Annotated in this window: 20 protein-coding genes, 2 tRNA genes, 1 rRNA gene and 1 pseudogene; 20 read left to right on the top strand and 4 right to left on the bottom strand. The window is 41.0% G+C overall.

Annotation, left to right across the window (positions count from 1 at the left end; genetic code table 11):
- The first annotated feature begins 191 nt into the window (after positions 1-191).
- The 8 genes from rrf (at position 192) to tsaD (ending at position 4,484) form a co-directional block, all read left to right on the top strand.
- A 5S ribosomal RNA gene (rrf, locus tag ABVF09_RS12515) occupies positions 192-307 on the top strand.
- Between the two features lie 47 nt (positions 308-354).
- A tRNA-Met gene (locus ABVF09_RS12510) sits at positions 355-431 on the top strand.
- 185 nt (positions 432-616) lie between these two features.
- Positions 617-693, top strand: a tRNA-Asp gene (locus tag ABVF09_RS12505).
- A 162-nt stretch (positions 694-855) separates the two neighbouring features.
- The gene (thiL, locus tag ABVF09_RS12500; RefSeq protein ID WP_371069333.1) at positions 856-1,839 is read left to right on the top strand and encodes a thiamine-phosphate kinase; all 984 of its coding nucleotides are present in this window, start codon (positions 856-858) and stop codon (positions 1,837-1,839) included.
- Between the two features lie 12 nt (positions 1,840-1,851).
- The gene (gene tsaE / locus ABVF09_RS12495; protein WP_371069332.1) at positions 1,852-2,307 is read left to right on the top strand and encodes a tRNA (adenosine(37)-N6)-threonylcarbamoyltransferase complex ATPase subunit type 1 TsaE; all 456 of its coding nucleotides are present in this window, start codon (positions 1,852-1,854) and stop codon (positions 2,305-2,307) included.
- Complete coding sequence (gene tsaB / locus ABVF09_RS12490) at positions 2,304-2,999, top strand: tRNA (adenosine(37)-N6)-threonylcarbamoyltransferase complex dimerization subunit type 1 TsaB (RefSeq protein WP_026770882.1); 696 nt, start codon at positions 2,304-2,306, stop codon at positions 2,997-2,999. Before tsaE ends, tsaB begins: the two co-directional genes overlap by 4 nt.
- A 1-nt stretch (position 3,000) precedes the next feature.
- On the top strand, positions 3,001-3,447 hold the full coding sequence (rimI, locus tag ABVF09_RS12485; protein ID WP_026569148.1) for a ribosomal protein S18-alanine N-acetyltransferase: 447 nt from the start codon (positions 3,001-3,003) through the stop codon (positions 3,445-3,447).
- Complete coding sequence (tsaD, locus tag ABVF09_RS12480; RefSeq protein WP_153464578.1) at positions 3,441-4,484, top strand: tRNA (adenosine(37)-N6)-threonylcarbamoyltransferase complex transferase subunit TsaD; 1,044 nt, start codon at positions 3,441-3,443, stop codon at positions 4,482-4,484. Before rimI ends, tsaD begins: the two co-directional genes overlap by 7 nt.
- 446 nt (positions 4,485-4,930) lie before the next feature.
- On the opposite strand, the gene ABVF09_RS12475 is transcribed toward tsaD, so the two are convergent.
- Positions 4,931-6,859, bottom strand: coding sequence for an ABC-F family ATP-binding cassette domain-containing protein (locus tag ABVF09_RS12475; protein WP_371069331.1), 1,929 nt, complete (start codon positions 6,857-6,859; stop codon positions 4,931-4,933).
- 832 nt (positions 6,860-7,691) lie between these two features.
- On the opposite strand from ABVF09_RS12475, the gene ABVF09_RS12470 reads away from it, so the two are divergent.
- Both ABVF09_RS12470 and ABVF09_RS12465 read left to right on the top strand, forming a co-directional pair.
- On the top strand, positions 7,692-8,342 hold the full coding sequence (locus ABVF09_RS12470) for a redox-sensing transcriptional repressor Rex (protein WP_371069330.1): 651 nt from the start codon (positions 7,692-7,694) through the stop codon (positions 8,340-8,342).
- A 70-nt stretch (positions 8,343-8,412) separates the two neighbouring features.
- On the top strand, positions 8,413-9,822 hold the full coding sequence (locus tag ABVF09_RS12465) for an MDR family MFS transporter (protein WP_371069343.1): 1,410 nt from the start codon (positions 8,413-8,415) through the stop codon (positions 9,820-9,822).
- 30 nt (positions 9,823-9,852) lie between these two features.
- On the opposite strand, the gene ABVF09_RS12460 is transcribed toward ABVF09_RS12465, so the two are convergent.
- Both ABVF09_RS12460 and ABVF09_RS12455 read right to left on the bottom strand, forming a co-directional pair.
- Positions 9,853-10,056: a YdiK family protein gene (locus tag ABVF09_RS12460; protein WP_026569153.1), complete on the bottom strand. Its 204-nt coding sequence runs from the start codon at positions 10,054-10,056 to the stop codon at positions 9,853-9,855.
- 7 nt (positions 10,057-10,063) lie between these two features.
- Positions 10,064-10,774, bottom strand: coding sequence for a CPBP family intramembrane glutamic endopeptidase (locus tag ABVF09_RS12455; RefSeq protein ID WP_026770878.1), 711 nt, complete (start codon positions 10,772-10,774; stop codon positions 10,064-10,066).
- A gap of 299 nt (positions 10,775-11,073) precedes the next feature.
- On the opposite strand from ABVF09_RS12455, the gene groES reads away from it, so the two are divergent.
- The 4 genes from groES (at position 11,074) to ABVF09_RS12435 (ending at position 15,753) form a co-directional block, all read left to right on the top strand.
- Entirely contained in the window at positions 11,074-11,358 is a 285-nt protein-coding gene (gene groES / locus ABVF09_RS12450; RefSeq protein ID WP_026569155.1) for a co-chaperone GroES, read from the top strand.
- A gap of 58 nt (positions 11,359-11,416) precedes the next feature.
- The gene (gene groL / locus ABVF09_RS12445; RefSeq protein ID WP_371069329.1) at positions 11,417-13,054 is read left to right on the top strand and encodes a chaperonin GroEL; all 1,638 of its coding nucleotides are present in this window, start codon (positions 11,417-11,419) and stop codon (positions 13,052-13,054) included.
- Positions 13,055-13,353: 299 nt separating this feature from the next.
- Positions 13,354-14,886, top strand: a complete 1,533-nt coding sequence (locus ABVF09_RS12440; RefSeq protein ID WP_371069328.1) for an AAA family ATPase — start codon at positions 13,354-13,356, stop codon at positions 14,884-14,886.
- Positions 14,887-14,892: 6 nt separating this feature from the next.
- Positions 14,893-15,753: a hypothetical protein gene (locus ABVF09_RS12435; RefSeq protein WP_371069327.1), complete on the top strand. Its 861-nt coding sequence runs from the start codon at positions 14,893-14,895 to the stop codon at positions 15,751-15,753.
- A gap of 149 nt (positions 15,754-15,902) precedes the next feature.
- Here the strand turns inward: ABVF09_RS12435 and ABVF09_RS12430 are convergent.
- A pseudogene (locus ABVF09_RS12430) lies at positions 15,903-16,391 on the bottom strand (site-specific integrase); the annotation flags it as partial.
- 588 nt (positions 16,392-16,979) lie between these two features.
- Between ABVF09_RS12430 and ABVF09_RS12425 the strand changes: the two are divergent.
- From ABVF09_RS12425 to hutH, 6 genes are all read left to right on the top strand, one after another.
- Positions 16,980-17,789, top strand: coding sequence for a hypothetical protein (locus ABVF09_RS12425; RefSeq protein WP_371069326.1), 810 nt, complete (start codon positions 16,980-16,982; stop codon positions 17,787-17,789).
- Between the two features lie 466 nt (positions 17,790-18,255).
- Positions 18,256-18,606, top strand: coding sequence for a hypothetical protein (locus tag ABVF09_RS12420; protein ID WP_371069325.1), 351 nt, complete (start codon positions 18,256-18,258; stop codon positions 18,604-18,606).
- The gene (locus tag ABVF09_RS12415) at positions 18,549-20,816 is read left to right on the top strand and encodes an AAA family ATPase (RefSeq protein ID WP_371069324.1); all 2,268 of its coding nucleotides are present in this window, start codon (positions 18,549-18,551) and stop codon (positions 20,814-20,816) included. The genes ABVF09_RS12420 and ABVF09_RS12415 overlap by 58 nt, the downstream gene beginning before the upstream one ends.
- Before the next feature lie 1,297 nt (positions 20,817-22,113).
- Entirely contained in the window at positions 22,114-22,734 is a 621-nt protein-coding gene (locus tag ABVF09_RS12410) for a class I SAM-dependent methyltransferase (protein ID WP_371069323.1), read from the top strand.
- Positions 22,735-23,005: 271 nt separating this feature from the next.
- On the top strand, positions 23,006-23,458 hold the full coding sequence (gene hutP, locus ABVF09_RS12405; protein WP_371069322.1) for a histidine utilization transcription antiterminator HutP: 453 nt from the start codon (positions 23,006-23,008) through the stop codon (positions 23,456-23,458).
- A gap of 110 nt (positions 23,459-23,568) precedes the next feature.
- Positions 23,569-25,095 carry a histidine ammonia-lyase gene (gene hutH, locus ABVF09_RS12400; RefSeq protein ID WP_371069321.1) on the top strand — a complete coding sequence of 509 codons (1,527 nt, stop codon included), beginning with the start codon at positions 23,569-23,571 and terminating at the stop codon, positions 25,093-25,095.
- Positions 25,096-25,097: the final 2 nt, after the last annotated feature.

Genomic DNA, 25,097 nt, shown 5'->3' with positions numbered 1-25,097 from the left:
GACGACCGTTAAGGTCCGACTGGATAAGTAAGACCGCGAAAAGGCTGGTTTTCAGCCTTGTAGAGGAATTGCTTATACAGCGAGGACCTGGGAGTCGGAGCTGGATTAAAGCACTAGCACGTGTGAAATTCGTTGATGTCTTCCTTCTTATCTAGTTTTGAAGGTACACTTTTCTTAAAAGAATACCGATGTCTGGTGGCAATAGCGGAGAGGCCACACCTGTTCCCATGCCGAACACAGCAGTTAAGCTCTCCAGCGCCCATGGTAGTTGGGGCTTTGCCCCTGCGAGAGTAGGACGCCGCCAGGCATAAATACTTTTCTTATAAATAACGTTTATTATGTTATTTACAATGTCGCGGGGTGGAGCAGTCTGGTAGCTCGTCGGGCTCATAACCCGAAGGTCGCAGGTTCAAATCCTGCCCCCGCAACCAATTAATTTTCTTACAACGTTGAATTTACTTCTTCGCTAGAAAATGATAATAGTGCTTGAAAGAGTGCAACCAAAATATTTCACTTACTACGTCGAGTTACTCCTTGGCAAGTGAAGAATCCAAGTACTTGAAAGAGTGCAACCAATTAATTTTCTTACAACGTTGAATTTTACTTCATACATATTGGTCCGGTAGTTCAGTTGGTTAGAATGCCTGCCTGTCACGCAGGAGGTCGCGGGTTCGAGTCCCGTCCGGACCGCCACTTACATATCAAACAATGACAAGCCTTAGGAAAAATTCCTAGGGCTTTATTTATGTCCGTACGACACTAAAGGAGAATCTCTAAGCGTGACGCCTCCTTTTCTTTTTCTTACCTGTTTTGCTATGATGGAAATAACATTATAAACTGAGTGAGGAATTGCGAATGGATGAGTTCTCTTTTATTCGATCCATTGCCCCGAAAGTACATCGTCAATCCGGACTAATAAAGGGGATCGGCGATGATACAGCAGTGTTTCGACAACCATATCAGGATATTGTAACAGCAGTGGATACCTTTGTAGAGGGCGTCCATTTCACCAGGAAAACAATGGCCCCTTATCATGTTGGTTATAGAGTGTTGGCGGCAAATATAAGCGATATTGCCGCAATGGGAGGTACGCCTGCCTTTTATATGATATCAATCGTTATCCCGGAAGGATGGAGCGAAGAAGACTTGGCATCCATCTATAAAGGAATGGATGATCTTGCTTCCCTGTATCATATCGATTTAATTGGCGGGGATACTGTCTCAGGTAAGGAGTTATCCATCTCTGTCACCATCATCGGGTATGTTGAACAGAATAAAGTACGGTATAGGAGTCATGCAAGAGAGAAGGATATCGTTTTTGCCACGGGTACTTTGGGTGATGCGTCTGCTGGACTGGATCTGCTGACAAATGCGGACAGTGGTCGAGGTCTGCCTGAAGAGGCAAGAAACTATTTTATTCACAGACACCGGATGCCGTCTCCAAGGGTTTCATTTGCCAAAGCGTTGCATGCCGCTGAAAGAGTCGCTTTGAATGATATCAGTGACGGGATAGCCAATGAAGCTGCAGAAATTGCGGAAGCTTCCAATGTTTCCCTTCATTTATACGACGAGCAAATTCCTGTTCATCAGAGCTTTAAAAGGTTCAACAGGGAACAGCAGCGGAAGTGGAAGCTTTTTGGCGGCGAAGATTTTGAATTGCTCGGAACGATTCCAGAACGAGACTGGCCCATCGTTTTATCGGCAGCAAATAAGGCTATGATTCCTGTTGCGAAAATAGGCGTAGTAACCACCCCGTCTTCTGGGGCAGGCAATGTTGTATTGCACGAAGGAAATCGTCATACAATCCTGGACAAAGCAGGCTATACACATTTGAAATAGGTGAGAATAGAGATGGAAGAGTTAACGATAACGACACAGACAGAAGCAGAAACAAGAAAAGTAGGAGAGAGACTTGCACTTTTACTGAAGCCCAATGATGTCTTGACACTTGAAGGGGATCTGGGAGCAGGAAAAACAACCTTCACTAAAGGGCTGGGTGCAGGTCTGGGAGTGCGTAGAACGATAAACAGTCCTACTTTTACCATCGTCAAAGAATACACAGGTGAACTCCAGTTATACCACATGGACGTGTATCGATTGGAAGACAGCGATGAAGACATCGGTTTTGATGAATACTTTCATGGCGGAGGGGTCACGGTGATCGAATGGGCTCACTATATTGCCGATTTTTTGCCGGACCACCGCCTGGATATTGACATTCGATTGAATGAACAACAGGAACGGGAGATTACATTTTACCCGAGAGGACATCATTTTGAATCCATTTGTAAGGAGCTAGCTCGATGAATATACTTGCGATAGATACCTCCAATCAAGTATTGGGGATTGCTATTCTTAAGGATGGTTCGCTGGCCGGAGAATATACAACCAATGCTAAGAAAAATCACTCCGTCCGCCTCATGCCGGCGATAGACCAACTGATGAAGGAAACAGAGATGACACCGGAGCAGCTCGACCGGATAGTCGTGGCTAAAGGACCTGGCTCCTATACCGGTGTGAGGATTGGTTTGACCACTGCCAAAACAATGGGATGGGCACTGAATATTCCGGTGACAGGAGTGTCGAGTTTAAAAGCACTCGCATTGCAGGCACAGCTGACGGACGCGTCGATCTGTCCGTTTTTCGATGCGCGTAGAGGGCTCGTTTACACCGGACTCTACAAAAACAAAGACGGCGCCCTTTCATTAGAAGAAAATGAAGTGAACATTCCATTTGCCGAGTGGTTGGAAAAATTGGCGCAACGCGGGGAACATGTCGTGTTTTTAAGTCCGGACATCGAATTGCACCGACAGGTTATCACCGATTATATGAAGGATTTGGCCATCATTCCGGAACTCGTCAGCCACTATCCGCGGGCTGGATATCTGGCTGAAGCCGGGGCATTGGAAGAATCGGGGCCGGTCCATGCTTTGACGCCAGAATACCTAAGGCTTGTAGAAGCCGAGGCCAAATGGCTGGAACAACAGGGGAAGAACTAATATGTCAGATACAATCATCAGGCAAATGAGGGTAGAGGATATCGACCAAGTCATGCAGGTGGAAGCTGTCAGCTTCGGAACCCCGTGGACCAAGGACATTTTTGTGAATGAATTGAAAGAAAATCCATATGCTGTTTATTTCGTCGTCGAAAAAGACGGCACGGTCATTGGTTACTGCGGCTTATGGGTGATCATCGATGAAGCACAAATCACCAATATCGCGATTCTTCCGGAGCATAGAGGGAAAAAATACGGCCAGGCATTATTCCACTTTGTTATCAATCAGGCAGTAGCCTTAGGGGCAAAGCAGCTTTCCCTGGAAGTGAGGGTATCCAATCTGCCTGCTCAGAACATGTACAAAAAATTCGGGCTCGTTCCGGGCGGAATCAGGAAAAACTATTACACAGACAATTATGAAGATGCATTAGTAATGTGGGTGAAATTATGACAAAGAACGATGTATATATATTAGGAATAGAAACCAGCTGTGATGAAACAGCCGCAGCCATCGTCAAAAATGGAACGGAAATTGTCTCGAATGTGGTTGCTTCCCAAATCGAGAGCCACAAACGGTTTGGCGGGGTGGTGCCGGAAGTGGCGTCCAGGCATCATGTCGAGCAAATCACCATGGTATTGGAGGAAACGTTTCAACAAGCTGATATGACTGCGGAGGAAATGGATGCCATCACCGTGACGGAAGGACCTGGATTGGTCGGCGCACTGCTGGTAGGTGTCAACACGGCCAAGGCGCTTGCTTTCGCCAAGCATAAACCGTTGATCGGCGTCCACCATATTGCCGGCCATATTTATGCCAACCGCCTTATCAAGGAATTTCAGTTCCCGCTATTGGCGCTCGTCGTTTCCGGAGGCCATACTGAATTGATTGTCATGCATGAGCATGGTTCATTTGAAGTGATCGGCGAAACGCGTGATGATGCAGCGGGTGAAGCCTATGATAAGGTTGCCAGGACATTGAATCTGCCTTATCCCGGTGGTCCGCAAATGGATCGACTAGCTGCAACAGGAGAAGCAAATATTGCTTTCCCAAGGGCATGGCTGGAAGAAGGCTCGTATGATTTCAGTTTCAGCGGGCTGAAATCTTCGGTCATCAATACTCTGCACAATGCGGCACAGCGCAAGGAAACGTTAAAAGATGAAGATGTAGCAGCGAGTTTCCAGGCGAGCGTTGTCGAGGTATTGGCGGAAAAAACGTATCGGGCGGCACAGCAGTACGATGTGAAGCAAGTCATAGTGGCAGGCGGAGTAGCTGCCAACAAAGGATTGCGGACAGCGCTGGATAATAAGTTCGACGATGCTAAACAGGAACTATTGATACCTCCTCTGGACTTGTGTACAGATAATGCGGCGATGATCGCTGCTGCAGGCACAATCGCTTATCAGCAAGGACATCGTGCAGGCTGGGACTTGAATGCCAATCCATCGCTGGATTTGGAACGATACGGCAAAAGAGGATTAAAGCGATAAATTTAAAGGCAAAGAAAAAATCTGTCCCCTGGGTGTGGGCAAAACTCAGCAGGACAGATTTTTTTGCTGCAAGAAAACCACTTATCAACAGGATAGCTTTCAATATGTGGAGAAAATCAACCGAGCTTTGGGAGAGTAAGCGTGGATATGTTGACAGCTTTTGTGGATAAATGAATGCTTATTTGTGGATAATGGGGATAAAATGGTGGAAAACTTATTAGACCGGTTTTGGCATGTGTGTAAGTTTGTGCATAACTCACTATTTTGATTGGAATGAACCTGCCAATCGTTATAGCGATGGAAAGGTTAGGAACACGCAACAAACCACAGGATAAAAGAAGTCTATTTAAGGGACACAAAAAAGAAAAAAACGAACGGATTTGATGTATGCACCAAACCGGTTCGTTTTTTACTTTTATGGCCAGGGTTTTGTCCCGGCCACTTCGTCACTCTTCATGAAGCTCTTCCCATTCTTCCACCAGGTTTTCCAATTGCAAATCCTGCTGTTCTTTTTCTTCCGTCAGCTTCAACGCCTTTTCGTGATCCTGATAGATATCTGGGTCGCATAACAACGCATCGATTTCTTCCACTCGTTTTTCCACTGATTCGATTTCCTGTTCGATTTCCTGGATGCGGCGTTCTTTCTTCCGTTTTTCTTTTTTTAATTCTTTTTCCTGTTCAAAAGTCGTCTTAGCCGCAGCTGCCGGCTGCTCTGGAGTACGGTCTTGTTCGTTCAGCTGTTGTAATTCATATTCCTCTTGTTTTTTATCGAGGTAATAATCATAATCTCCTAAATAAATCGTACTGCCGGCAGGCTGCATTTCGATAACCTGTGTCGCCAGTCTATTGATAAAGTAACGGTCGTGGGAAACGAACACTATCGTGCCGGGGAAGTCGATCAATGCTGATTCCAGTACTTCTTTGCTGTCCAAATCAAGATGGTTGGTCGGTTCGTCGAGGATCAGCAGGTTGGCTTTTTCCATCATCAGCTTGGCAAGCGCCAGTCTGGCTTTTTCGCCACCGCTCAAGCTCGTTACATTTTTCAGCACGTCGTCTCCGGAAAACAGAAAGTTCCCGAGCACAGTACGGATGTCTTTTTCATTGGTCATCGGATACTCGTCCCAAAGCTCGTTTAATACCGTTTTGTTGGAATGTAGCCGGGTTTGTTCCTGATCGTAGTAGCCGATTTGTACATTGGTTCCGAGCTGGATGTTCCCCTTGGCTTGCTTCAAGTCGCCGACAATCGTTTTCAACAACGTGGTTTTGCCGACGCCATTCGGTCCGACCAAGGCGATGCTATCACCTCGGGAAACATCGAAGCTTAGGTTGGAAAAAATAGGTTTATCGCTATCCTCGTACCGAAAGGCAAGGTCCTGCACTTTCAATACGTCATTACCGCTGCGGCGGTTGATATCGAATGTGAATTTTGCCGAGGATTCATCTCCCTGCGGCTTATCCAGGCGCTCCATTTTTTCCAGCTGTTTACGGCGGCTTTGTGCCCGCTTTGTCGTAGAAGCACGGACGATATTTTTCTGGACAAACTCTTCCATTCTTTTAATCTCAGCCTGCTGTTTTTCAAATTGTTTTACATCCCGTTCGTAATTGGCTGCTTTCTGTTCCAGGTACTTGCTGTAATTCCCATGGTACTTTGTAGAATGGTTCCGGGATATTTCATAGACAGTTTCGACCGTTTTATCCAAGAAATAGCGATCATGGGAAACAATCACGACGGCACCGCTGTAATTGTTCAAATAGCCTTCCAGCCAGGAAAGGGTTTCGATATCAAGATGGTTGGTGGGCTCGTCCAAAACCAGGATGTCCGGCTTGGATAGGAGCAGCTTGCCCAGTGCCAAGCGGGTCTTCTGGCCGCCGCTCAATTCTGCTATCGATGTATCCCAATCCTGTTCATAGAAATGAAGGCCATTCAAGACGGCCTTGATGTCTGCTTCATACTGATAACCGCCCTCCATTTTGAAGGCTTGTTGTTTGGCGTCATAAGCAGCCAGCAATTTTTGATAGGCATCCTGATTCTCCAGCACATCCGGGTCACCCATCTGCAATTCCATTTCCCGCAGTTCTTGTTCCGTATCGACAAAATGCTGAAATACGCCCAGCATTTCCTGCCAAATCGTCTGATTTGATTCGAGACCGGTGTTTTGGGCGAGATAGCCAAGTGTCGTCTCTTTCGGCTTGTGGATTTCCCCCTCGTCAAAGGGCAGGATTCCCGCGATGATTTTCAACAGCGTCGATTTTCCTGCTCCGTTCCTTCCGACGACAGCAATCCGGTCATTGGTCTGCACTTCTAACTTTATATTGGATAAGATAAGCTCGGCGCCATATCTTTTTGTGATGTCATTGACTTGCATCAAAATCATTTTGTTCACCTCAATGCTTTAAGTGTATCTTAATCCTCTTTGCGGTGGCAAGCGTCACAGCAATGCTTCCGGTGATTATTTTGCTTCATGCGTTCCCCCGATTTCGATATAGTGATAAGTATGGAAAAGAATGTGAATAAAATCACGACTTATTGCTGAATTTTTGATAAACTAAAGAAGTTAAACAAAATAAGCAAAAGTACTTGTATAAAGGAAAGCTCTTTCCCCAAACTTGTAACATTGTAAATGATAAACAGCATCTATTTGATAGAAACTTCGTTGGTTTGCTAGTAAGGTTCAGTGCTAGAGCGAACTCCGCATAACACTTCGCTTTTGATGAGCACGGTTGTAAATGTGGGGCTGTTTTTTTACTTGCGAGGAGTCGGTGTCGAAGCGTTCCTTGTCTTCATAAGTAATTGCTTCTGCTAGGGTAGCTGTTTTTGGAGTGTACGCATTCAGAAGCGGCTGATATACCGACTAAAAAGGAAAAAGATTTGTGAAAAACAACAAACATACTCACGGCGGAGGAAATCCACGAAGACTCCTGCGGGAGGAAAGGCCTAGGGGAGACCCCGCAGAGCGCAGCTCGAGGAGGCTCACCAGCCGCCCGCGGAAAGCGTAGTGGATTTCCGCAGCCACACCCATTTGTCTAGAGAACAAAGCAAAGTGTTTGTGGAAAACTGCCTAATCAAAAAAGATAACGGTTACGAAATGAAATTATGTACAGGAGCTTGATAGCTGGTCATCGATTATCCGAAAAAGGCATCGATAAACCTGATTGCTTCTTAGAAAGCGGACACAGGACAGAAGGGCAACTGTAAGGAGGATATGTATGAACAACGAGCAAAATAAAATACCACAAGCAACGGCAAAGCGCCTGCCACTATATTACCGATTTATCAATAACCTGCATCATCAGGGAAAGCTGCGCGTTTCATCCAAGGAACTGAGCGACGCGGTCAAAGTAGATTCTGCCACCATCCGCCGGGATTTTTCTTATTTCGGTGCATTGGGAAAAAAAGGGTATGGCTACAATGTCGAATACCTGCTCAGTTTTTTCCGGAAAACCCTTGATCAGGACGAAGTGACCAAGGTCGCACTCATCGGAGTCGGGAATCTTGGAACAGCTTTTCTCCATTATAATTTTATGAAAAACAACAATACGAAAATCGAAATGGCCTTTGATGCCGACCCGAATAAAGTAGGATCCGATATTGGCGGTGTCCCTGTGTATCATGTAGATGATTTGGAAGATCATTTAAAAAACACGGCTGTCGCCATACTGACGGTACCTTCCACAGAAGCACAGGGAATTACCGAGCGACTGGTAGATGCCGGTGTCTCCGGTATCCTTAACTTCACACCCGCACGGATCACCGTTCCCGATCATATTCGGGTGCATCACATCGATTTATCCGTCGAGCTTCAGTCGCTGGTTTACTTTCTCAAGCATTACCCTCTGGAAGAAGAAGCGGGAGAGTAACCCTGCATACCCTCTCGCTGAAGAGGGTATAGGTTTACGATTTACCGTAAACTCATAGGGGGGTGGACGTATCAAGAAAATAGATTCTAAATGGCTGGTTGTCGTTTCTGTTTTATTTGGCACTTTCACCGTGATTTTAAACAACAGCATGTTGAATCCGACCTTGCCGCACTTCATTGAGCTGTTCGACTCCAACGCAGTGTCGGTGGGCTGGATTTTGACAATTTTCATGGTATCGATGGGGATGACGATGCCGCTGACCGGCTACCTGGGCGATCGGTTCGGGAAGAAAAAGATTTACCTGATTGGTTTATCGATTTTTCTGGTCGGCTCGCTGTCCGGTGCATTGTCCCATACATTGGGAATGATGATTGCCTCGCGGGCGGTACAGGGCATGGCAGGCGGACTGATGATGCCGATCGCCATGGCCTTGATTTTCCAGGCCTTTCCCCGAGAGGAACGCGGGCTCGCCGTCGGTATCTATGGAGTTGCAGCGATGGTGGCCCCGGCAATCGGGCCGACCATCGGCGGCGTGATCATCGAATTTTTGCCGTGGAATTTTCTATTCTTATTCAATATTCCATTCGGACTTATCGGGTTGATCATCTCCAGTAAATACTTGATTCCGACCAAGCCGGACCCGAATCTGAAATTCGACTTGACCGGTTTCCTGCTGGTGACAGCTGGTGTCGGGGCGATTTTGTTTGCCCTCGGCAGGGGCTCGACATGGGAACTGTTGACACAGCCGTTCAGTTTTCTCATGATCGGCGGAGGCGTGGCGGCCGTTATTCTGTTCATTATTTACGAACAAAGACAAGACCAGCCACTACTGGAACTGAGTGTTTTCAAAGTCCCGACCTATGCTGTTTCCATCGTAGTGACGGCCACCGCATCGATCGGACTGTTTTCGGGTATTTTTTTATTGCCGCTATTGATCCAGAATGTGTACGGCTTGAGCGAAATCCAGACCGGCTTGTTGTTTCTGCCGGCGGCTTTATGCAGCGGTTTGTTCATGACCCTCGGCGGGAAACTGCTGGATAAAAAAGGGCCACGCTATGTGGTTCCGCCAGGGCTGCTGCTGTTGGCGGCTACCACCTTTGCCCTGGGGAACCTTCAGTTATCGACACCATTTTGGTTGATATTGCTGATCAACACGGTCCGTGGTGCGGGTCTTGGCATGTCCAATATGCCGGCGACCACTGCCGGGATGAATGCCATACCCGAAAAGCTGGTCGCTCAAGGATCGGCGATGAACAACGTATTGCGGCAAATTTTTTCTGCCTTCGGGATTGTGTTTTTCTCGATTTACTATGAAGTAAGAAGAGCGCAAATTTCTGCTGTCAGTGGATTGGCCGGAGAAGAAGCGGCCTTGCAGGCAATCAACGAAGCTTTTATTTTTTCTTCGATATTGATGCTTGTTGTCGTTCCCGTTTCTTTTATCCTGAATGGAAAACCAAACAATGATACAAAAAACAGCTGACGGGTGTCAGCTGTTTTTATATGGCTGGAGCTATTTGTTTTTTTTCGATTTTCGAATTTTAAAATGCAAGCCGATCAATCGGAAGGAAACGACAAAATCGAGGGTGGCGAAAATAGCCAGCAGGATCGTGATGAAGTTCCAAATCGTTTCTTCCACCGATTGGGCTGCAATATAGGTGAATACAGCTCCCATTGCAAAATACAAGAAAGCCATAAACAACGGGGATGTTCTCATAAACTGATTAGCCTCCAATTAAGATCATTTGCATTTTTTCCCATTGTTCAAGCATTTGATCAAGTTCTTCCGGGTCCACACTGAACTGGGCGATGACCGTGATGGTGTTCATGGCCATATGGGTGATAATCGGAACGATGATCCGGTTGGTGTGCACATAAAGAAAGGCAAACACCAGTCCCATGCCTGTGTAGGTGATGATGTGAGTGACATCCATGTGGACAAGACCGAAAATAATCGAAGATGCTAGAGCGGCGATGAAAAAATTCGTCCGCTTGTACAGACTGCCGAAGATGATTTTCCGGAAAATGATTTCTTCTAAAATCGGTGCAATCAGAGCAGGAATGATGATGAAAATCGGAGCTGCTCTGGCAATCTCCATAATCTGCATCGTGTTTTCAGAGCCCGGTTTGATACCGAGAACCAACGTTTCGATGATGACAGCCGCATATTGCGCCATGTAAGCCATCGCCACTCCGAGTACACTCCAGCCGATGATGCCGCCGGCTCCGGAAGCGTTCCGGTCACTGCCCTGCCGCATGTCCGGCCGTAATAACAGCAAGGTGATCACAAGAGCCGCAACAAAGCTGATGATGCTCCAGCTGACACTGAAGGTGAACCGATCTATGTTCCACATATCGATGAACGGTACGAGAAAAGCTCCGGAAAGCTGCATGATTATATAGGTCATGATGACATACCAATATCGTTTAGGCACCTTAAACTACTCCTTCAAAAACAGATTTACTTTACTACATCATTGTACGTATTTTAACATACAATTAGAATAGTCATGTAGTAGAAGGACTGAACAGCTCCTGCTGCAGCCGTAGTGGAATGCTGGCGGGAGTCCTTTTTTGCTGTTTGCAGGCCGTTCATAATTTGTCGAAAAAATTTCTGATTGCATTGCTTGCAAAATGAAATCGAATTGATTATTATAATAACTGTGTTAGCACTCATCACTCACGAGTGCTAACAAACAAACCAATTAAATAACGGTTAGGGAGGGTTTCACACATGTTAAAGCCACTAGGTGATCGTGTCATTATTGAACTTGTAGAGCAAGAAGAGAAAACAGCAAGCGGTATCGTGCTTCCTGATTCTGCAAAGGAAAAACCGCAGGAAGGGAAAGTCGTTGCGGTAGGTTCAGGACGTGTCACAGATAATGGAGAAAAAGTTGCCCCTGAGGTAGCTGAAGGAAACCTCATCATCTTCTCGAAGTTTGCTGGTACAGAAGTAAAATACGAAGGCAAAGAATACTTAATTCTTCGTGAGAGCGACATCTTAGCTGTAATCAGCTAAGGAAGCGAAGGACCATTTACAATAACATAATTTTTAAAAGTTCAAGGAGGGCATACAAATGGCTAAAGAAATCAAATTTAGTGAAGACGCTCGCCGTGCGATGCTTCGCGGTGTAGATACATTGGCAAACGCAGTTAAAGTTACATTGGGACCAAAAGGCCGTAACGTAGTACTGGACAAAAAATTCGGCTCCCCATTGATTACGAACGATGGTGTTACCATTGCCAAAGAAATCGAGTTGGAAGACCACTTCGAAAACATGGGTGCGCAATTGGTATCCGAAGTTGCTTCGAAAACAAACGATGTTGCCGGTGACGGTACGACAACCGCTACTGTGTTGGCTCAAGCAATGATCCGTGAAGGATTGAAAAACGTTGCTTCCGGCGCTAATCCTGTAGGAGTCCGCCGCGGTATCGAACAAGCGGTAGAAGTTGCAACCGAAGAGCTTAGAAAAATCTCCAAGCCGATCGAAGGCAAAGACTCCATCGCGCAAGTAGCGGCTATTTCTTCTGGCGACGACGAAGTAGGTAAGCTGATTGCAGAAGCGATGGAGCGCGTAGGTAACGACGGTGTTATCACAATTGAAGAATCCAAAGGCTTCAACACCGAGCTTGAAGTAGTGGAAGGTATGCAGTTCGACCGTGGATATGCATCTCCTTATATGGTTACAGACCAGGATAAAATGGAAGCTGTCCTTGAAGATCCGTACATCCTGATCACGGATAAGAAAATCTCCAACATCCAGGAAGTACTTCCTGTACTGGAGCAAGTCGTACAACAAGGCAAGCCACTTCTAATGATCGCTGAGGATGTAGAAGGCGAAGCACTTGCTACATTGGTAGTAAACAAACTTCGCGGAACATTCAACGCTGTTGCCGTTAAAGCTCCTGGCTTCGGTGACCGTCGTAAAGCAATGCTTGAAGACATCGCTACCTTGACTGGTGCAGAAGTCGTAACTGAAGATCTTGGACTGGATCTGAAAAACACTAGCATCGAACAGCTGGGCCGCGCTTCTAAAGTTGTCGTAACCAAAGACAACACAACAGTTGTTGAAGGAAGCGGAGATCCAGAAAAAATCTCTGCACGCGTAGCACAAATCCGTGCCCAAGTAGAAGAATCTACTTCTGAATTCGATACAGAAAAACTGCAAGAGCGTCTTGCTAAACTTGCAGGCGGTGTTGCTGTCATCAAAGTCGGTGCAGCTACCGAAACAGAATTGAAAGAGCGTAAACTTCGCATTGAAGACGCCTTGAACTCTACTCGCGCTGCAGTAGAAGAAGGTATCGTTGCCGGTGGTGGTACCGCACTTGTCAACATCTACAACGCTGTAAAAGGATTGACGCTGACAGGCGACGAAGAAACAGGCTCCAACATCGTGCTTCGTGCGCTTGAAGAGCCAGTTCGTCAAATCTCCCACAACGCTGGCCTGGAAGGTTCTATCATCGTAGAACGCTTGAAAGGCGAAAAAGTCGGCGTAGGCTACAACGCTGCAAGCGGCGAATGGGTAGACATGGTTGAGTCCGGTATCGTCGACCCAACAAAAGTTACCCGCTCTGCCCTACAAAACGCAGCATCTGTTGCAGCTATGTTCCTGACAACCGAAGCAGTCGTTGCTGATCTTCCAGAAGAAGACAACAACGCTGGCGGCGGCATGCCAGACATGGGTGGCATGGGCGGAATGGGCGGCATGATGTAAGCTGTCCCCAAACCCTTTGCTATACAAGGATTTGAAACCCTATAAATGAATATTGACTGGATTTTGACTGGATTTCACATCGAATTCTAATTAAAATCTAGAGCCTCTGGTGATTAGTAAGTTCATCAGGGGCTTTTTATTTGAAAAAAAGCTTTTTTGAATTTTTAATTCCGATGATTTTCCCATTTTTTCATTTTGAAGAGTATATCTACTTGGGTTAAAATGGGATATAACAACACCGGAAGTTTTTTTCCGTCTAATCTATATTATAAATTAGAAATTGTATAAGGAGATTAACAATGGAATTTTATGATACCCCATATGGAAGACAAAAAGTAAAAAATGGTGTCCATCTAGTAAAAGATAATTGGAATGATTATGGTTTTTATACACTTTATAAAGCATTTTTCGTAAATGAAGGTCAAATATCTGAAATAGGTCTGGTTAAAATAGGTAGGGAAGATATGGACGATGAAGAAAACACGCGGACTAACATCCCTGATGAATTCACCGAGTTAGAGGATACATATTTTAGTTTGGGTCAAGGTAAAAGTTACTATGAAAATCTGAAGAAGCTGGGTTCAGAAGTACGCCGTGACATCTTATATAGTTTAAAAGATATAGCTTATGATTTAGACTTATTTGAACAAGTTAAAAAATATGAAGTCACTAAAACATCTTTATTAAGAGACTTCAAAGTATTTAGTGTTAAGAACCAATTTCATAGGATAGCTAATGGGGGAGTCCCCCTTACACCATATGAATTTAGCTATAGACATAGCCTAAATGGAAGTGAACCTGTAATTTTTGACTTTGAAGTAGAACCGGACTCAATGCCTCCGACAAATATTCATGCCTTAATTGGAAGCAATGGTGTTGGAAAAACCACGATTATCAATGATATGATCCACTCGTTGTTAAATGGTTCTACATTGGAAGGTAATAATAACGCTTTTTATGATACGGAAACACTGGATACTACCAATCTTTTTGCCAATACAATTTTTATATCTTTTAGTGCATTTGATAACACTCCCCATTACCGTGATAAAACAGATGAAGAAGACGGCCCCCTCTATTCATATATAGGTCTCAAAGATAGTGAAGAAGTAGAAGTAGGAGATAATGAAGAGGAACTTGATGTTATAGAGAAGTATTTTTCTAAGAGTCCAGAAAATTTAATCATAGAGTTTATTGATAGTATTAAAAGGATTAAAGATACTAATGATTTATGGAAACTGCATAAATGGGAAGAATCAATTTCAATGTTAGAAAGCGACCCTCTTTTTAAAAGTTTTGGAATAAAAGACATGGATATTAGGGATATTGAGGAGCTGAAAATTACCTTTAATAGTCTTAGTTCTGGCCACAAAATCATTTTATTAATTATAACTAAATTGATTGAGAAAGTTGATGAGAAATCCTTATTAATATTAGATGAGCCTGAGTCACACTTACACCCACCTCTACTGGCTGCTTTTATTAGAGCATTATCTGATCTATTGATTTCTCAAAATGGTGTTGCAATAATAGCTACACATTCACCCGTGATACTTCAAGAGTTGCCTAGGAGTTGTGTCTCCATAATTAAAAGAAGAGATAGTGAAAATATTAAGATACAGAGACCTGATATTGAAACATTTGGAGAAAATGTGGGTACTTTAACAAGGGAAGTTTTCGGTTTGGAAGTTACATATTCTGGATTTCATAAGATGCTAGAAGATTTGGTGGAAAAAGGTAAAGATTACGACGAAATTATAGATTTATTTAATGGTGAACTAGGAATGGAAGCCCGTACCATACTTCGATCACTTTTACTTTATGAGGAGTAAACATATATGCGAACATTGCCTAAACCGTCATTTTCTACAGGAGAAGTATTACTAAAGTGCATTAGCAATTATTCCGATACTGAATTGTTAAATCGATTTACTAATTCCAAAGAGGAGATTGTTGATTGGAGCAATTTCCTTGAAGAAAAAATCAATAATAATGAAGTCTACACAATTGAAGAAGGCGTGACTCCACGAGAAATTACTGATACTGAAATGGTTAAAGTATATAAGGATAAATTTTCTAAGCAGAAACAACCTGGTAGAACTTATTACGATAAATTGATGAATTTACCCATAAACGACATGTGTCCAATATGTGGTTATAGAACGGTCGATAGTTTAGATCATTATCTCCCAAAGGAGAAATACCCAATATTTTCTATTAGTCCAATTAATTTAATTCCTACATGTATGGGATGTAATAAGAAGAAATTTAGTGACGCTCCAACTAGACCAGAAGAAGAATATATACATCCTTATTTTGATAATATAGAAAATGATCTTTGGTTATATGCAGAAATAATTGAAGAGCTTCCTATATCTGTATTATATAAAGTAAAGCCACATAATTCCTGGGACGACGTTATGAGTGAAAGAGTTACTAAGCACTTCAAAAGATTTAAACTTGGTCAATTGTACAGTAGTTATGCAAGTGAGGAACTATCTGGGAAAATTTTTTCTCTAAAGCAATCATTTGAACAAGGAGGAACTTCAGTCGTAAAAAGAGAATTACAAAAAGAAGTAGAGAGTCTACGTTTCTCGCATGTGAATTCTTGGAAGACAGCTCTTTATACTGCGTTATATGAGAGTGACTGGTTTTGTGAAGTGGCATTAGATTATTCAATTGAAAAAATATTAATGTAGTTTGAATGAAAATCTATATAAAATATTGATATTCTTACCTCTTTAGTATTTATACCATAAGATATCTATTAAAAATGCCCGAATATACAATACGTTTAAGCCTTAATGTGTACTCGGGCTTTTAAATGTGAATTAGATTATCCAGAAAGTCATTCCAACGCTCCTTTCATAAGCTCACTAAATTTTTGTGATGCAACCTTTTCCATGTTTTTGGTTATATGAGCATAAATATTCATAGTGGTATTAATGTCCCCGTGCCCCAATCTCTGCTGAATTTCTTTTGTTCCAACACCGGCCTCAATCAATAGAGAGGTATGGGTATGCCTGAATGAATGGGGAGTAACTTTCTTTTCGATACCGCTAAGCTTCAACAGCCACCTCATACGGTTTTCAACTGTCTTTATAAAATCGGGATAACCGGGGTTGTTGATTTCTTTAGCAAAGATAAATCCAAAATCATTGTACTGATTTCCAAGAGCCATTTTCATTTCTTTTTGATATGTTAAATGCTTCTTAAACTCACATATTACTTGCTTGTCCATTTTTATCGTCCGTATAGATCCTTTTGTTTTAGGAGTGAGCAGCTGATAATTCTTTGTATTATTATTAGGATTATAATAGGTCTTTGTAATACGGATATATTTTAATTTTGCCTTTTGACATTATCTGAATATACACTTAATTACACCCGTTGGAAAATCTATACCTTGGTTTTATCACTAAGCTGACAAAAAGTAGTATAGATACAGACTGTTTACCATTGGAACCCTTCTGATAATAAATTATATAAAACATAGTTTTGAAAATTAAGTATGGTGTATAACTTCCATAAGATCAGTCTTCAGCAGATAGGCGATATTAAAAATTGTATTGCGTAGTAGACTAAATACTGTGCAACAAGGAGTCATCCATTTTCAATCAATTTGTGAAAGAGAGTGCTTAATTCTAACGAGTTCTTTAATTGAATAAAGATTTACAAAAACATAGCCCTTAGGTCTATGCTTTTTATTGTTAAATACAGTGTTAATATACTGCTTTTAATGTATTAATTTAGGTGTGAATTAATGATTTCACTTCCTGCAAAGAACTCGTTACTAACTTACTGGAGGGCTTTTTATTTCACTAGTTTTTATACTAATTAATTATTTTATAAACTACTAAATATCAGCGTATAATCCTGTAATATATTAAGGTGGTATGATTATCTTAATTTTTAGGAGGAAATTATGTTACATGAAGATGATGAAAATGTTCTAATAATCACAACAGAGGAACTCAGAAGAGAAACAGCGCAATTTAAAGAATGGTCTGGACCAATCTTAATAAAGTTTTTAGCCGATAATGAGGATTATATATATTCGCTAGGTTCCGGTGGATTGGTCAAATATAAAGAGCGGTACTTTGCAATTACTAACGAACATGTCGTTAGGTCAATAAACCAGAATGAAAGAATAAGTGGAATTAATATACCATACAAAGATAAAAATGGTGTTGATAAACGCATGACAATCATTGCTGAGGCTGAAGATAAAGATAATGACATTGCTGCTTTTGAAATAAGTCCTCACTCGGTAATAAATATAGATAACTGCCGATTTCTAGAAGAAGACCAGATGGAGAAGAATGTAAAAGGTTATATTGAAAATACATCAAATATAGTCTTTTCTCATGGATATCCTATGTATGAAACTACAATTGACTATGAGGAGAAAGTTGTATCAATGGAGACACTTCCTTATACAACTTTCGTAGATAGTTACGATGAATTTTCAGATATTATTATGTTAACCTGTGACCTAAAGGGGACGTCAGAATTTGGAAATGAAATTGAGATATCAAGCTTTGGCGGAATGAGTGGATCGTTAATATATGGTTATTATAAAGAGGATGATAAAACTAATTATAAGTGTTTGGGTATCTTGTCTTTCTGGGAACAAAATAATAATCGACTAGGCGTATATCCAATAAATGATGTGCTCAACTTTATAGAAACTGTCTTTTTCTCTTCGGGTGGAGACAAAAGACTACAGATTTAATTATTGAATAGTACAACCATACTATTCAATAGAAAAAGATGTTAAAAATATCTTACGTTTCTATATGGTAAATTCGTTAATAGCAAGTTGTAATTTTCGTGGCTGTAATCAGGCGAGTAAATTGCTAACATTTTGCTAACGCAATACCATAAAAAAACGGTAAATCGACGTTAAAGATGTTCCAACCAGCGATATCCAAAACGTTGATTTACCGCACTTCTTGAACCTCTCGTTAACGATATTACACACTCTCAGCTTACGGGTGGCATGATGTGATTAGCCCTCGAAAACACTGATATATAAAGGTTATAGAGTTTGTCTTCAAAATAGAATCCGAAAAAGCGACAGATAAAAAGAGATATGTCTCAGAAACCTGGGCACATATCTCTTTTTATGTGAAAAATGTAAAATTTTGTAGGAGGTTATATGCTTATTATGTAGAATTAGGTCTGAAGAGGTGATTTAAATGGAAACAAAATACCAAGAAATAATTGAATGGTTAAAACAAAGACCCCTTTGGCTACAAGATGCGGCTAACAAAGTAATATCGAATGGGAACCTATCTCAAGAGGATTTAAATCAAGTCGTAGCAAATTGTAAAGCCGAAGAAGGAATAGGTGAAACTAAAGAAATTAAAGGGGTAGAGCGTAGTATTAATCTAAATGAAGAAAAATTGGACCTGTTTCTTGAGTCGATCTCAGATACACAAAATATTAATGCTTTATCATCAAGAGAGCCTTTAGATTTTGTAATACAAATTTGTCTATCATTTATGGACCAAATGGTACGGGTAAATCAGGTTACACAAGGTTATTAAAACACATTTGTGGAGCTAAAAACAAAGGGAAACTTTTACATAATATTTATGATACTTCGAATAACGAACAAGTATGTACTTTGAATTATAGGATAGGAAGTGAAAAACAAGTAATTAAATGGAATGCGAAAGATGGAATCCTAGATCCTTTGAGGTATGTGGAAATTTATGATTCAGAAACAGCACTGGATTATATTAATCAAGAAAATGAAGCTACATACGAACCATGGGTATTAACAATATTAACCAAGTTGATAGAGATATGCACGTATGTTCAAAAAAGTATTGATGAAGAAATTCAACAATCTGAAACATCTTTAAATAAGCTTCCTTTTGAGTTTAAAAAAACAGATATTGGTATTTGGTATGAAAGCTTGTCCCACAAAACTACTCCCCAATCTATTAATGAAAAATGTGCATGGAGTGAAGAACTCTCTGAAGAAGAAGAAAGTATAAAAGCAAGGTTATCTGAGTTAAATCCTGCTCAAAAGGCTAAAGATTTAAAAAATACGCATGATAACCTATCCAGTTTACAACAAATGATAAACAAGATTGTGGATGAGTTGTCTTTTGAAAATTGTAAAAAAGTTATTTCTAAAAATTATGAGGCAGTAAAGAAGAGAAGGGCTGCTGAACAAACAGCTACTAAAGTATTTAAAGATTTCCCATTAGATGGTGTAGATAGCGAAACCTGGAAAGTTCTTTGGGAAAAGGCAAGGTTATTTTCAGAAAGATACGCATATCAGGAGAAAACCTTTCCACATGTAGAAGAGAATTCTCTGTGTGTACTATGTCAACAACCTTTAGATAAAGAAGCGAAAGATAGATTTATGACATTTGAAAGCTATATTAAAGGTGCATTGGAGAATGAAGCAAAAAGTGCAGAGATTTCATTAGAAAAACATATAGATTCAATGACCGAGATTCCTGAAGCAAAGTCCATAAAATTGTTGATGGACTCTGCCTTAATTACTAGAAATGAAGAAAGAGCAAAAATAGAAAAAGTTTTTGACATGTTATCTAAAAGAAAAGAAACATTACTTAATCACTTTAGTATAGAAAAATATATGCCATTACCTGAGTTTGATAATATTAATTTTATAAAAGAAAAAATAGCTGCTCTTAGAAAAAGTATAGCTTATTATGAAAAAGACGCTCATATGAAAGATGACGAAAAGATGAATTTAAGGTTACTCGATTTAAAAGCATTATATTGGATTAGCCATCAAAAACAAAATATCGAAAAAGAAGTTGGTAAATTAGCTCATGTAGAAAAGTTAAATAAAGCAAAACGAAAAGCCTCAACAAGACCTTTATCCGTAAAAAAATCTCAGCTATCAGAGGTCCTAATAACTGAGGCTTATGTAAGCAGGTTTAGGAAGGAACTAGAGTTTTTAGGTGCATCACACTTGAAAATTGAGTTGATAAAAACCAGAACGCGTAGAGGACAGGTTCTCCATGAAATTAAGCTGAATAATACTTCAGTTAAAGCTACTACTTCTGAAGTACTAAGTGAAGGTGAACAAAGAGTTGTTTCACTGGCAGCATTTTTGGCAGATGTGGAGGGGAAACCCCAGAATTCTCCATTTGTATTTGATGATCCTATATCCTCTCTTGATATAATTTATGAAGAATCGACCGTCAATCGGTTAATAGAACTAAGTAACCAGAGACAAGTGATCGTATTTTCTCACCGGATTTCTTTGGTTACTCTATTAGAAAGCATGGCAGAAAGAAAAAAGGTAGAACATAAAATTATAGGATTAAGGAGAGAGGGGACTAGAACAGGGGAAACGGGCGATACCCCTTTGTTTGCTAAAAAACCTGAAAAAGCGTTGAACAAGCTTAAAAATGAGAAACTAGACAAAGCAAAAAGAATATTAAATGAATTTGGAGAAGAGGAATATCAGCTAATTGCAAAAGGAATTACAAGTGAATTCAGAATTTTGTTGGAGAGATTAGTGGAATCTATACTATTAAGAGATATTGTGAAAAGGTTTAGAAGAGAAATTAATACAAAGGGGAAAATTCACCAATTACCAAAAATCACAAAGTCAGATGTAGCAGTGCTAGATGAATATATGACTAAATATTCTAAGTATGAACACTCACAATCGGTAGAAACGCCAATTACTTTACCTTTACCAGACGAATTACAAAATGATATGGAAATAGTTAAAAATTGGATTGAAGATTTTAAAAAAAGATAAAGATTTTAACACTTACTCTCTTTAACGCACTTCTTTAAAAAGGAGAGGGAGTATGAAAAAAAACTATTAGCTTCGCTATACGGTTTTTTCTTTTTCCTAGGAGCTGTACTTTCAGTAAAATTCATCCTTAACGAAGATAACTCGCTTACTTTTATAAATTTTATGATATTTGTTTTAAGTCTCTTGGTAACAGCGGTGTTCAATTATTTTACTCGATTAGAAGTTAGTACTGGAACAGCTATTGTTTTTGTTTTTATCACTTTGGTTTTAATAACCCTTAATACTTTGGTTAGAAATCGAAAATAAAAGCAGGTAATCTATCCATCTCAGTGATTAGTTTATGACGTATGTAGACCATTATGTATTTCAACTCATTAATGAAATTAATATTTGATACCTTGATTTCGAGTCTTCAACAATAGGGGCGATTAGTGAATAAGAGATGGCCAATCCAGGTTTGAATTGTGACAGGTAAATAGCGTAAAGGAGCAATATATTGAAGAAATTTATGTAGCATAAAGTTTTAAGAATATTGATACATTTCTTTACGTTAGGCAGACAAGATAATGATTCACTAAGAATAAAGAACCAATACTTTCTCCCCTGCTTAGAAGAAATTTTAAATAGTTCTATGTTAAATTACTTGAAAACTAATAGTAGTGCTTACACCTTGATAACACAACCCCATAAAAAACGGTAAATCAACATTAAAGATGTTACAGTAAATAAAATCCAATACGTTGATTTAACCGAACTTGTTGCACTCAATGTTAACAATTTTAACTCTAGCAACTTACGGGTGGAATGATGTGATGGTCGCTCAACCCCTTGCTATATAAGGGTTTTGAAGTGATGTGCTAACAAAATGCTAACATCAAGTATATAAAAGAGGCTTCTCATTAGTTGATTTGAACTTTTGAGAAGCCTCTTTCTTTTTTTAGTGAAACTAGTTCTTATGTTCTCATACCTTATTATAATTACTTAAAAAAATTTCACCATAACAGTTATAGTGATTGCCTAGGGCCAGATTAGTAGCCCATTACTTCGTAGTAAAGCTCTGCCTTATATGAATAAATGTGAAAAAGAGCCAAACCGGAAGTAAATGGGTTTCTTAAACATTTGTGGGCATTTATAAATATGTTGTTCAATTGAATGGCGTTGTTTTTAAATTAAAGGAGTAACTCTTGTAGATGTGGAATTAACTTTACTATAGAGACCAAGTTTGCCCTGCGGGAGCTTATCTTGCCAAGCAATTTTGCACACGTACTTTTTAATCGATTTTGGGAGGTAAAAGTAATTGGGAAAAGAAAAGCTAATCAAAAAGTATGATAATCAGGTAAAGATGTATGAAAGACATCGTAGAAATAAAATGCTTGCTGACTGGAGAAATAAACTGATTAAACATGCGTCTGGAAGAGTACTGGAGGTAGGTATTGGTGTTGGCGCCAATTTTCCTTACTATGATAGAGAGCAAGTTGAGATAACTGGTGTTGACTTCAGCCCAAATATGATTAAGAGTGCCAAGGAAGCTGCTTCCATTTATCAAGTAAAAGCAAACTTTATTGAAGCAGATGTTGAAGACCTGATTCTTGAAGATAACTCTTTTGATAGCATTGTTTCTACCCTATCCCTCTGCAGCTATCCTGATCCTATTGACACATTAAATCAATTTAATCGTTGGTGTCGGAAGGATGGGCTCGTATTGCTTATGGAACATGGACTCAGTACCAATCGATTATTTTCTGTTACGCAAAAAATAATTGACCCCCTATACTCAAAGATTTCTGGATGTCATTGTGACAGAGATTTAAGTATGGTTTTGGAGAAATCAAATCTTCAAGTGTTACATATAGAACGCTACCGTTCAGATATTTTCTATCTAATACGAGCAAAGCCTTCTAAGGATTCGTATGTTTAATGAAGGCGAGACTGAAGAGTACAACCATCCTATTCAATAGAAAATGATGTTAAAAACATCAAACGTTTCTATATGGTAAATTCGTTAATGGCAAGTTGTAATTTTAGTGGCTGTACTCAGGCGAGTAAATTGCTAACATTTTGCTAACACAATTCCATAAAAGACATTAGTGTTAGTAATAATATAAATTTTCAAAAAATACTTTGACATCACCTTTGTAAGCGATTACAATAGTGGTAGTTCTTTAGATATTAGAAGAGAGTGATCGAACTTGCTGTTACAGGTTGACCGACGAATTGGCAAGCAGGCGATGCTGTTGGTATTAAATGAACAATTTGAAAACGATCCTGATTTTAATAAGCAAATTGAGCGTCAAAATTGGCAGTTTTGTACAGGGAAAGTAGGTTCGATGGATTCACACAAGGTGGTTGCAGCTATCGAAACAGCGGCGAAAAGAAACGGTATTATCAAAGCCGATCTTTACAGGGAATTGCACGCCTTGTACCATGCGACCATCGAAGCGCTTCACGGTGTGACCCGCGGGCAAGTCCAGTTGGGTACAATATTACGGACGGTCGGATTAAGATTCGCGCTCGTGCGGGGAAATCCGTACGACAACGAAGAAGAAGGCGAATGGTTGGCCATTGCGCTTTATGGAACGATTGGTGCTCCTGTCAAGGGATTGGAGCACGAAACCATTGGATTGGGAATCAATCACATATAATGTAGCCCATAGATATTAGCGAATAGGGGGCTGTACCGAAGAAATCAAATTTTCTTTGGTACAGCCCCTTTTTATATCCACTTTATTACGGTAGAGGAAAGGAGCATAAAATGATTACATTGGAAGGACATTCATTAACGTTAGATGATGTCAAACACGTTTTGTACGATCAGGAAAAAGTGCAGGCTTCAAAGGAGAGCTGGGAATGTGTCAGCAAAAGCCGCCAAGCAGTAGAGAATGTAGTCAACGAAGGAAAAACCGTTTACGGAATCAACACCGGATTCGGAAAGATGAGTGACGTGTTAATCGAAAAAGGAGATGTCGAAGAACTGCAATTGAACTTGATTCGCAGCCATGCCTGCGGTGTCGGCGAACCGTTTCCCGAAATCGTCAGCCGTGCCATGGTGTTGCTTAGGGCGAATGCGCTTCTGAAGGGATATTCGGGTGTAAGAAAACAACTGATAGAAAAATTGTTAGTCTTACTGAATGAGCATGTTCATCCCGTTGTTCCCCAACAAGGTTCACTTGGAGCTAGCGGTGACCTTGCTCCTCTTTCCCATTTGGCATTGGTTTTAATCGGGGAAGGGGAAGTGTTTTATAAAGGTGAGAGAATGCCGACAATGAAAGCTTTTGGCACTGTCGGACTTACGCCGATTACATTAACCGCGAAAGAAGGCCTGGCTCTGATCAATGGTACGCAAGCCATGACAGCGGTGGGAGTCGTTTCTTATTTGGAAGCGGAAAAACTCGCACTACAAACCGAAGCCACTGCTTCCGTGACGATGGAAGGGTTACGCGGAATCATTGATGCGTTTGACGAAGATATCCATTTCGCAAGAGGGTACCCGGAACAAGTTGACGTGGCAGAACGGATGCGTCGATATCTTGATGGAAGCAATCTTATTACCAGGCAAGGGGAAATCCGGGTCCAGGATGCTTATTCACTACGCTGTATTCCTCAGGTACATGGCGCGACTTGGCAAACCCTTAACTATGTAAAAGATAAGCTCGAAATCGAGATCAATGCGGCCACAGACAACCCACTCATTTTTGAAGGCGGCCAGAAAATCATCTCAGGCGGCAATTTTCACGGCCAGCCGATTGCATTGGCCATGGACTTTTTAGGGATTGCAGTTGCCGAGCTTGCCAACATTTCGGAACGCCGTATTGAACGGCTAGTCAATCCCCAGTTAAACGATTTGCCGGCGTTTTTAAGCGCCAAGCCGGGGCTGGAATCTGGAGCGATGATCATGCAATACAGTGCGGCTTCCCTCGTGTCTGAAAACAAAACACTTGCACATCCAGCCAGCGTCGACTCGATTCCGTCATCAGCTAACCAGGAAGACCACGTCAGCATGGGAACGATCGCGGCCAGACACGCTATGCAAATCATTGCCAATACAAGAAGAGTTGTAGCGATCGAAATGATCTGTGCATTGCAGGCTTCAGAGTTTCGGGGTGTCCAACACATGGCCCCACGAACACAGAGGATATACCGGAAAGGGCGCGAGATTGTCCAATCCATGACAAAGGACCGTGCCTTTTCAAAAGATATTGAGTCTGTTGCATTATGGATGAAACAAGGAAATTGGGATTCGATTTTACATCCATTAAGTGAAGAAAAACAATTCATATAAAG

Source organism: Sediminibacillus sp. JSM 1682029 (assembly GCF_041366435.1).
Lineage (GTDB): Bacteria > Bacillota > Bacilli > Bacillales > Amphibacillaceae > Sediminibacillus > Sediminibacillus terrae.
Note: the sequence above shows the minus strand (reverse complement) of the source record. Positions and strands in the feature narration are given on the sequence as shown.

What these genes read in the sequence shown, in the direction of transcription:
- ABVF09_RS12440 (WP_371069328.1), top strand. Translation starts at nt 13,354, where the DNA reads ATGGAATTTTATGATACCCCATATGGAAGACAAAAAGTAAAAAATGGT.
- hutH (WP_371069321.1), top strand. Translation starts at nt 23,569, where the DNA reads ATGATTACATTGGAAGGACATTCATTAACGTTAGATGATGTCAAACAC.
- groES (WP_026569155.1), top strand. Translation starts at nt 11,074, where the DNA reads ATGTTAAAGCCACTAGGTGATCGTGTCATTATTGAACTTGTAGAGCAA.
- rimI (WP_026569148.1), top strand. Translation starts at nt 3,001, where the DNA reads ATGTCAGATACAATCATCAGGCAAATGAGGGTAGAGGATATCGACCAA.
- groL (WP_371069329.1), top strand. Translation starts at nt 11,417, where the DNA reads ATGGCTAAAGAAATCAAATTTAGTGAAGACGCTCGCCGTGCGATGCTT.
- ABVF09_RS12435 (WP_371069327.1), top strand. Translation starts at nt 14,893, where the DNA reads ATGCGAACATTGCCTAAACCGTCATTTTCTACAGGAGAAGTATTACTA.
- ABVF09_RS12475 (WP_371069331.1), bottom strand. Translation starts at nt 6,859, where the DNA reads ATGATTTTGATGCAAGTCAATGACATCACAAAAAGATATGGCGCCGAG.
- ABVF09_RS12425 (WP_371069326.1), top strand. Translation starts at nt 16,980, where the DNA reads ATGTTACATGAAGATGATGAAAATGTTCTAATAATCACAACAGAGGAA.
- tsaB (WP_026770882.1), top strand. Translation starts at nt 2,304, where the DNA reads ATGAATATACTTGCGATAGATACCTCCAATCAAGTATTGGGGATTGCT.
- ABVF09_RS12470 (WP_371069330.1), top strand. Translation starts at nt 7,692, where the DNA reads ATGAACAACGAGCAAAATAAAATACCACAAGCAACGGCAAAGCGCCTG.
- ABVF09_RS12460 (WP_026569153.1), bottom strand. Translation starts at nt 10,056, where the DNA reads ATGAGAACATCCCCGTTGTTTATGGCTTTCTTGTATTTTGCAATGGGA.
- ABVF09_RS12420 (WP_371069325.1), top strand. Translation starts at nt 18,256, where the DNA reads ATGGAAACAAAATACCAAGAAATAATTGAATGGTTAAAACAAAGACCC.
- tsaE (WP_371069332.1), top strand. Translation starts at nt 1,852, where the DNA reads ATGGAAGAGTTAACGATAACGACACAGACAGAAGCAGAAACAAGAAAA.
- thiL (WP_371069333.1), top strand. Translation starts at nt 856, where the DNA reads ATGGATGAGTTCTCTTTTATTCGATCCATTGCCCCGAAAGTACATCGT.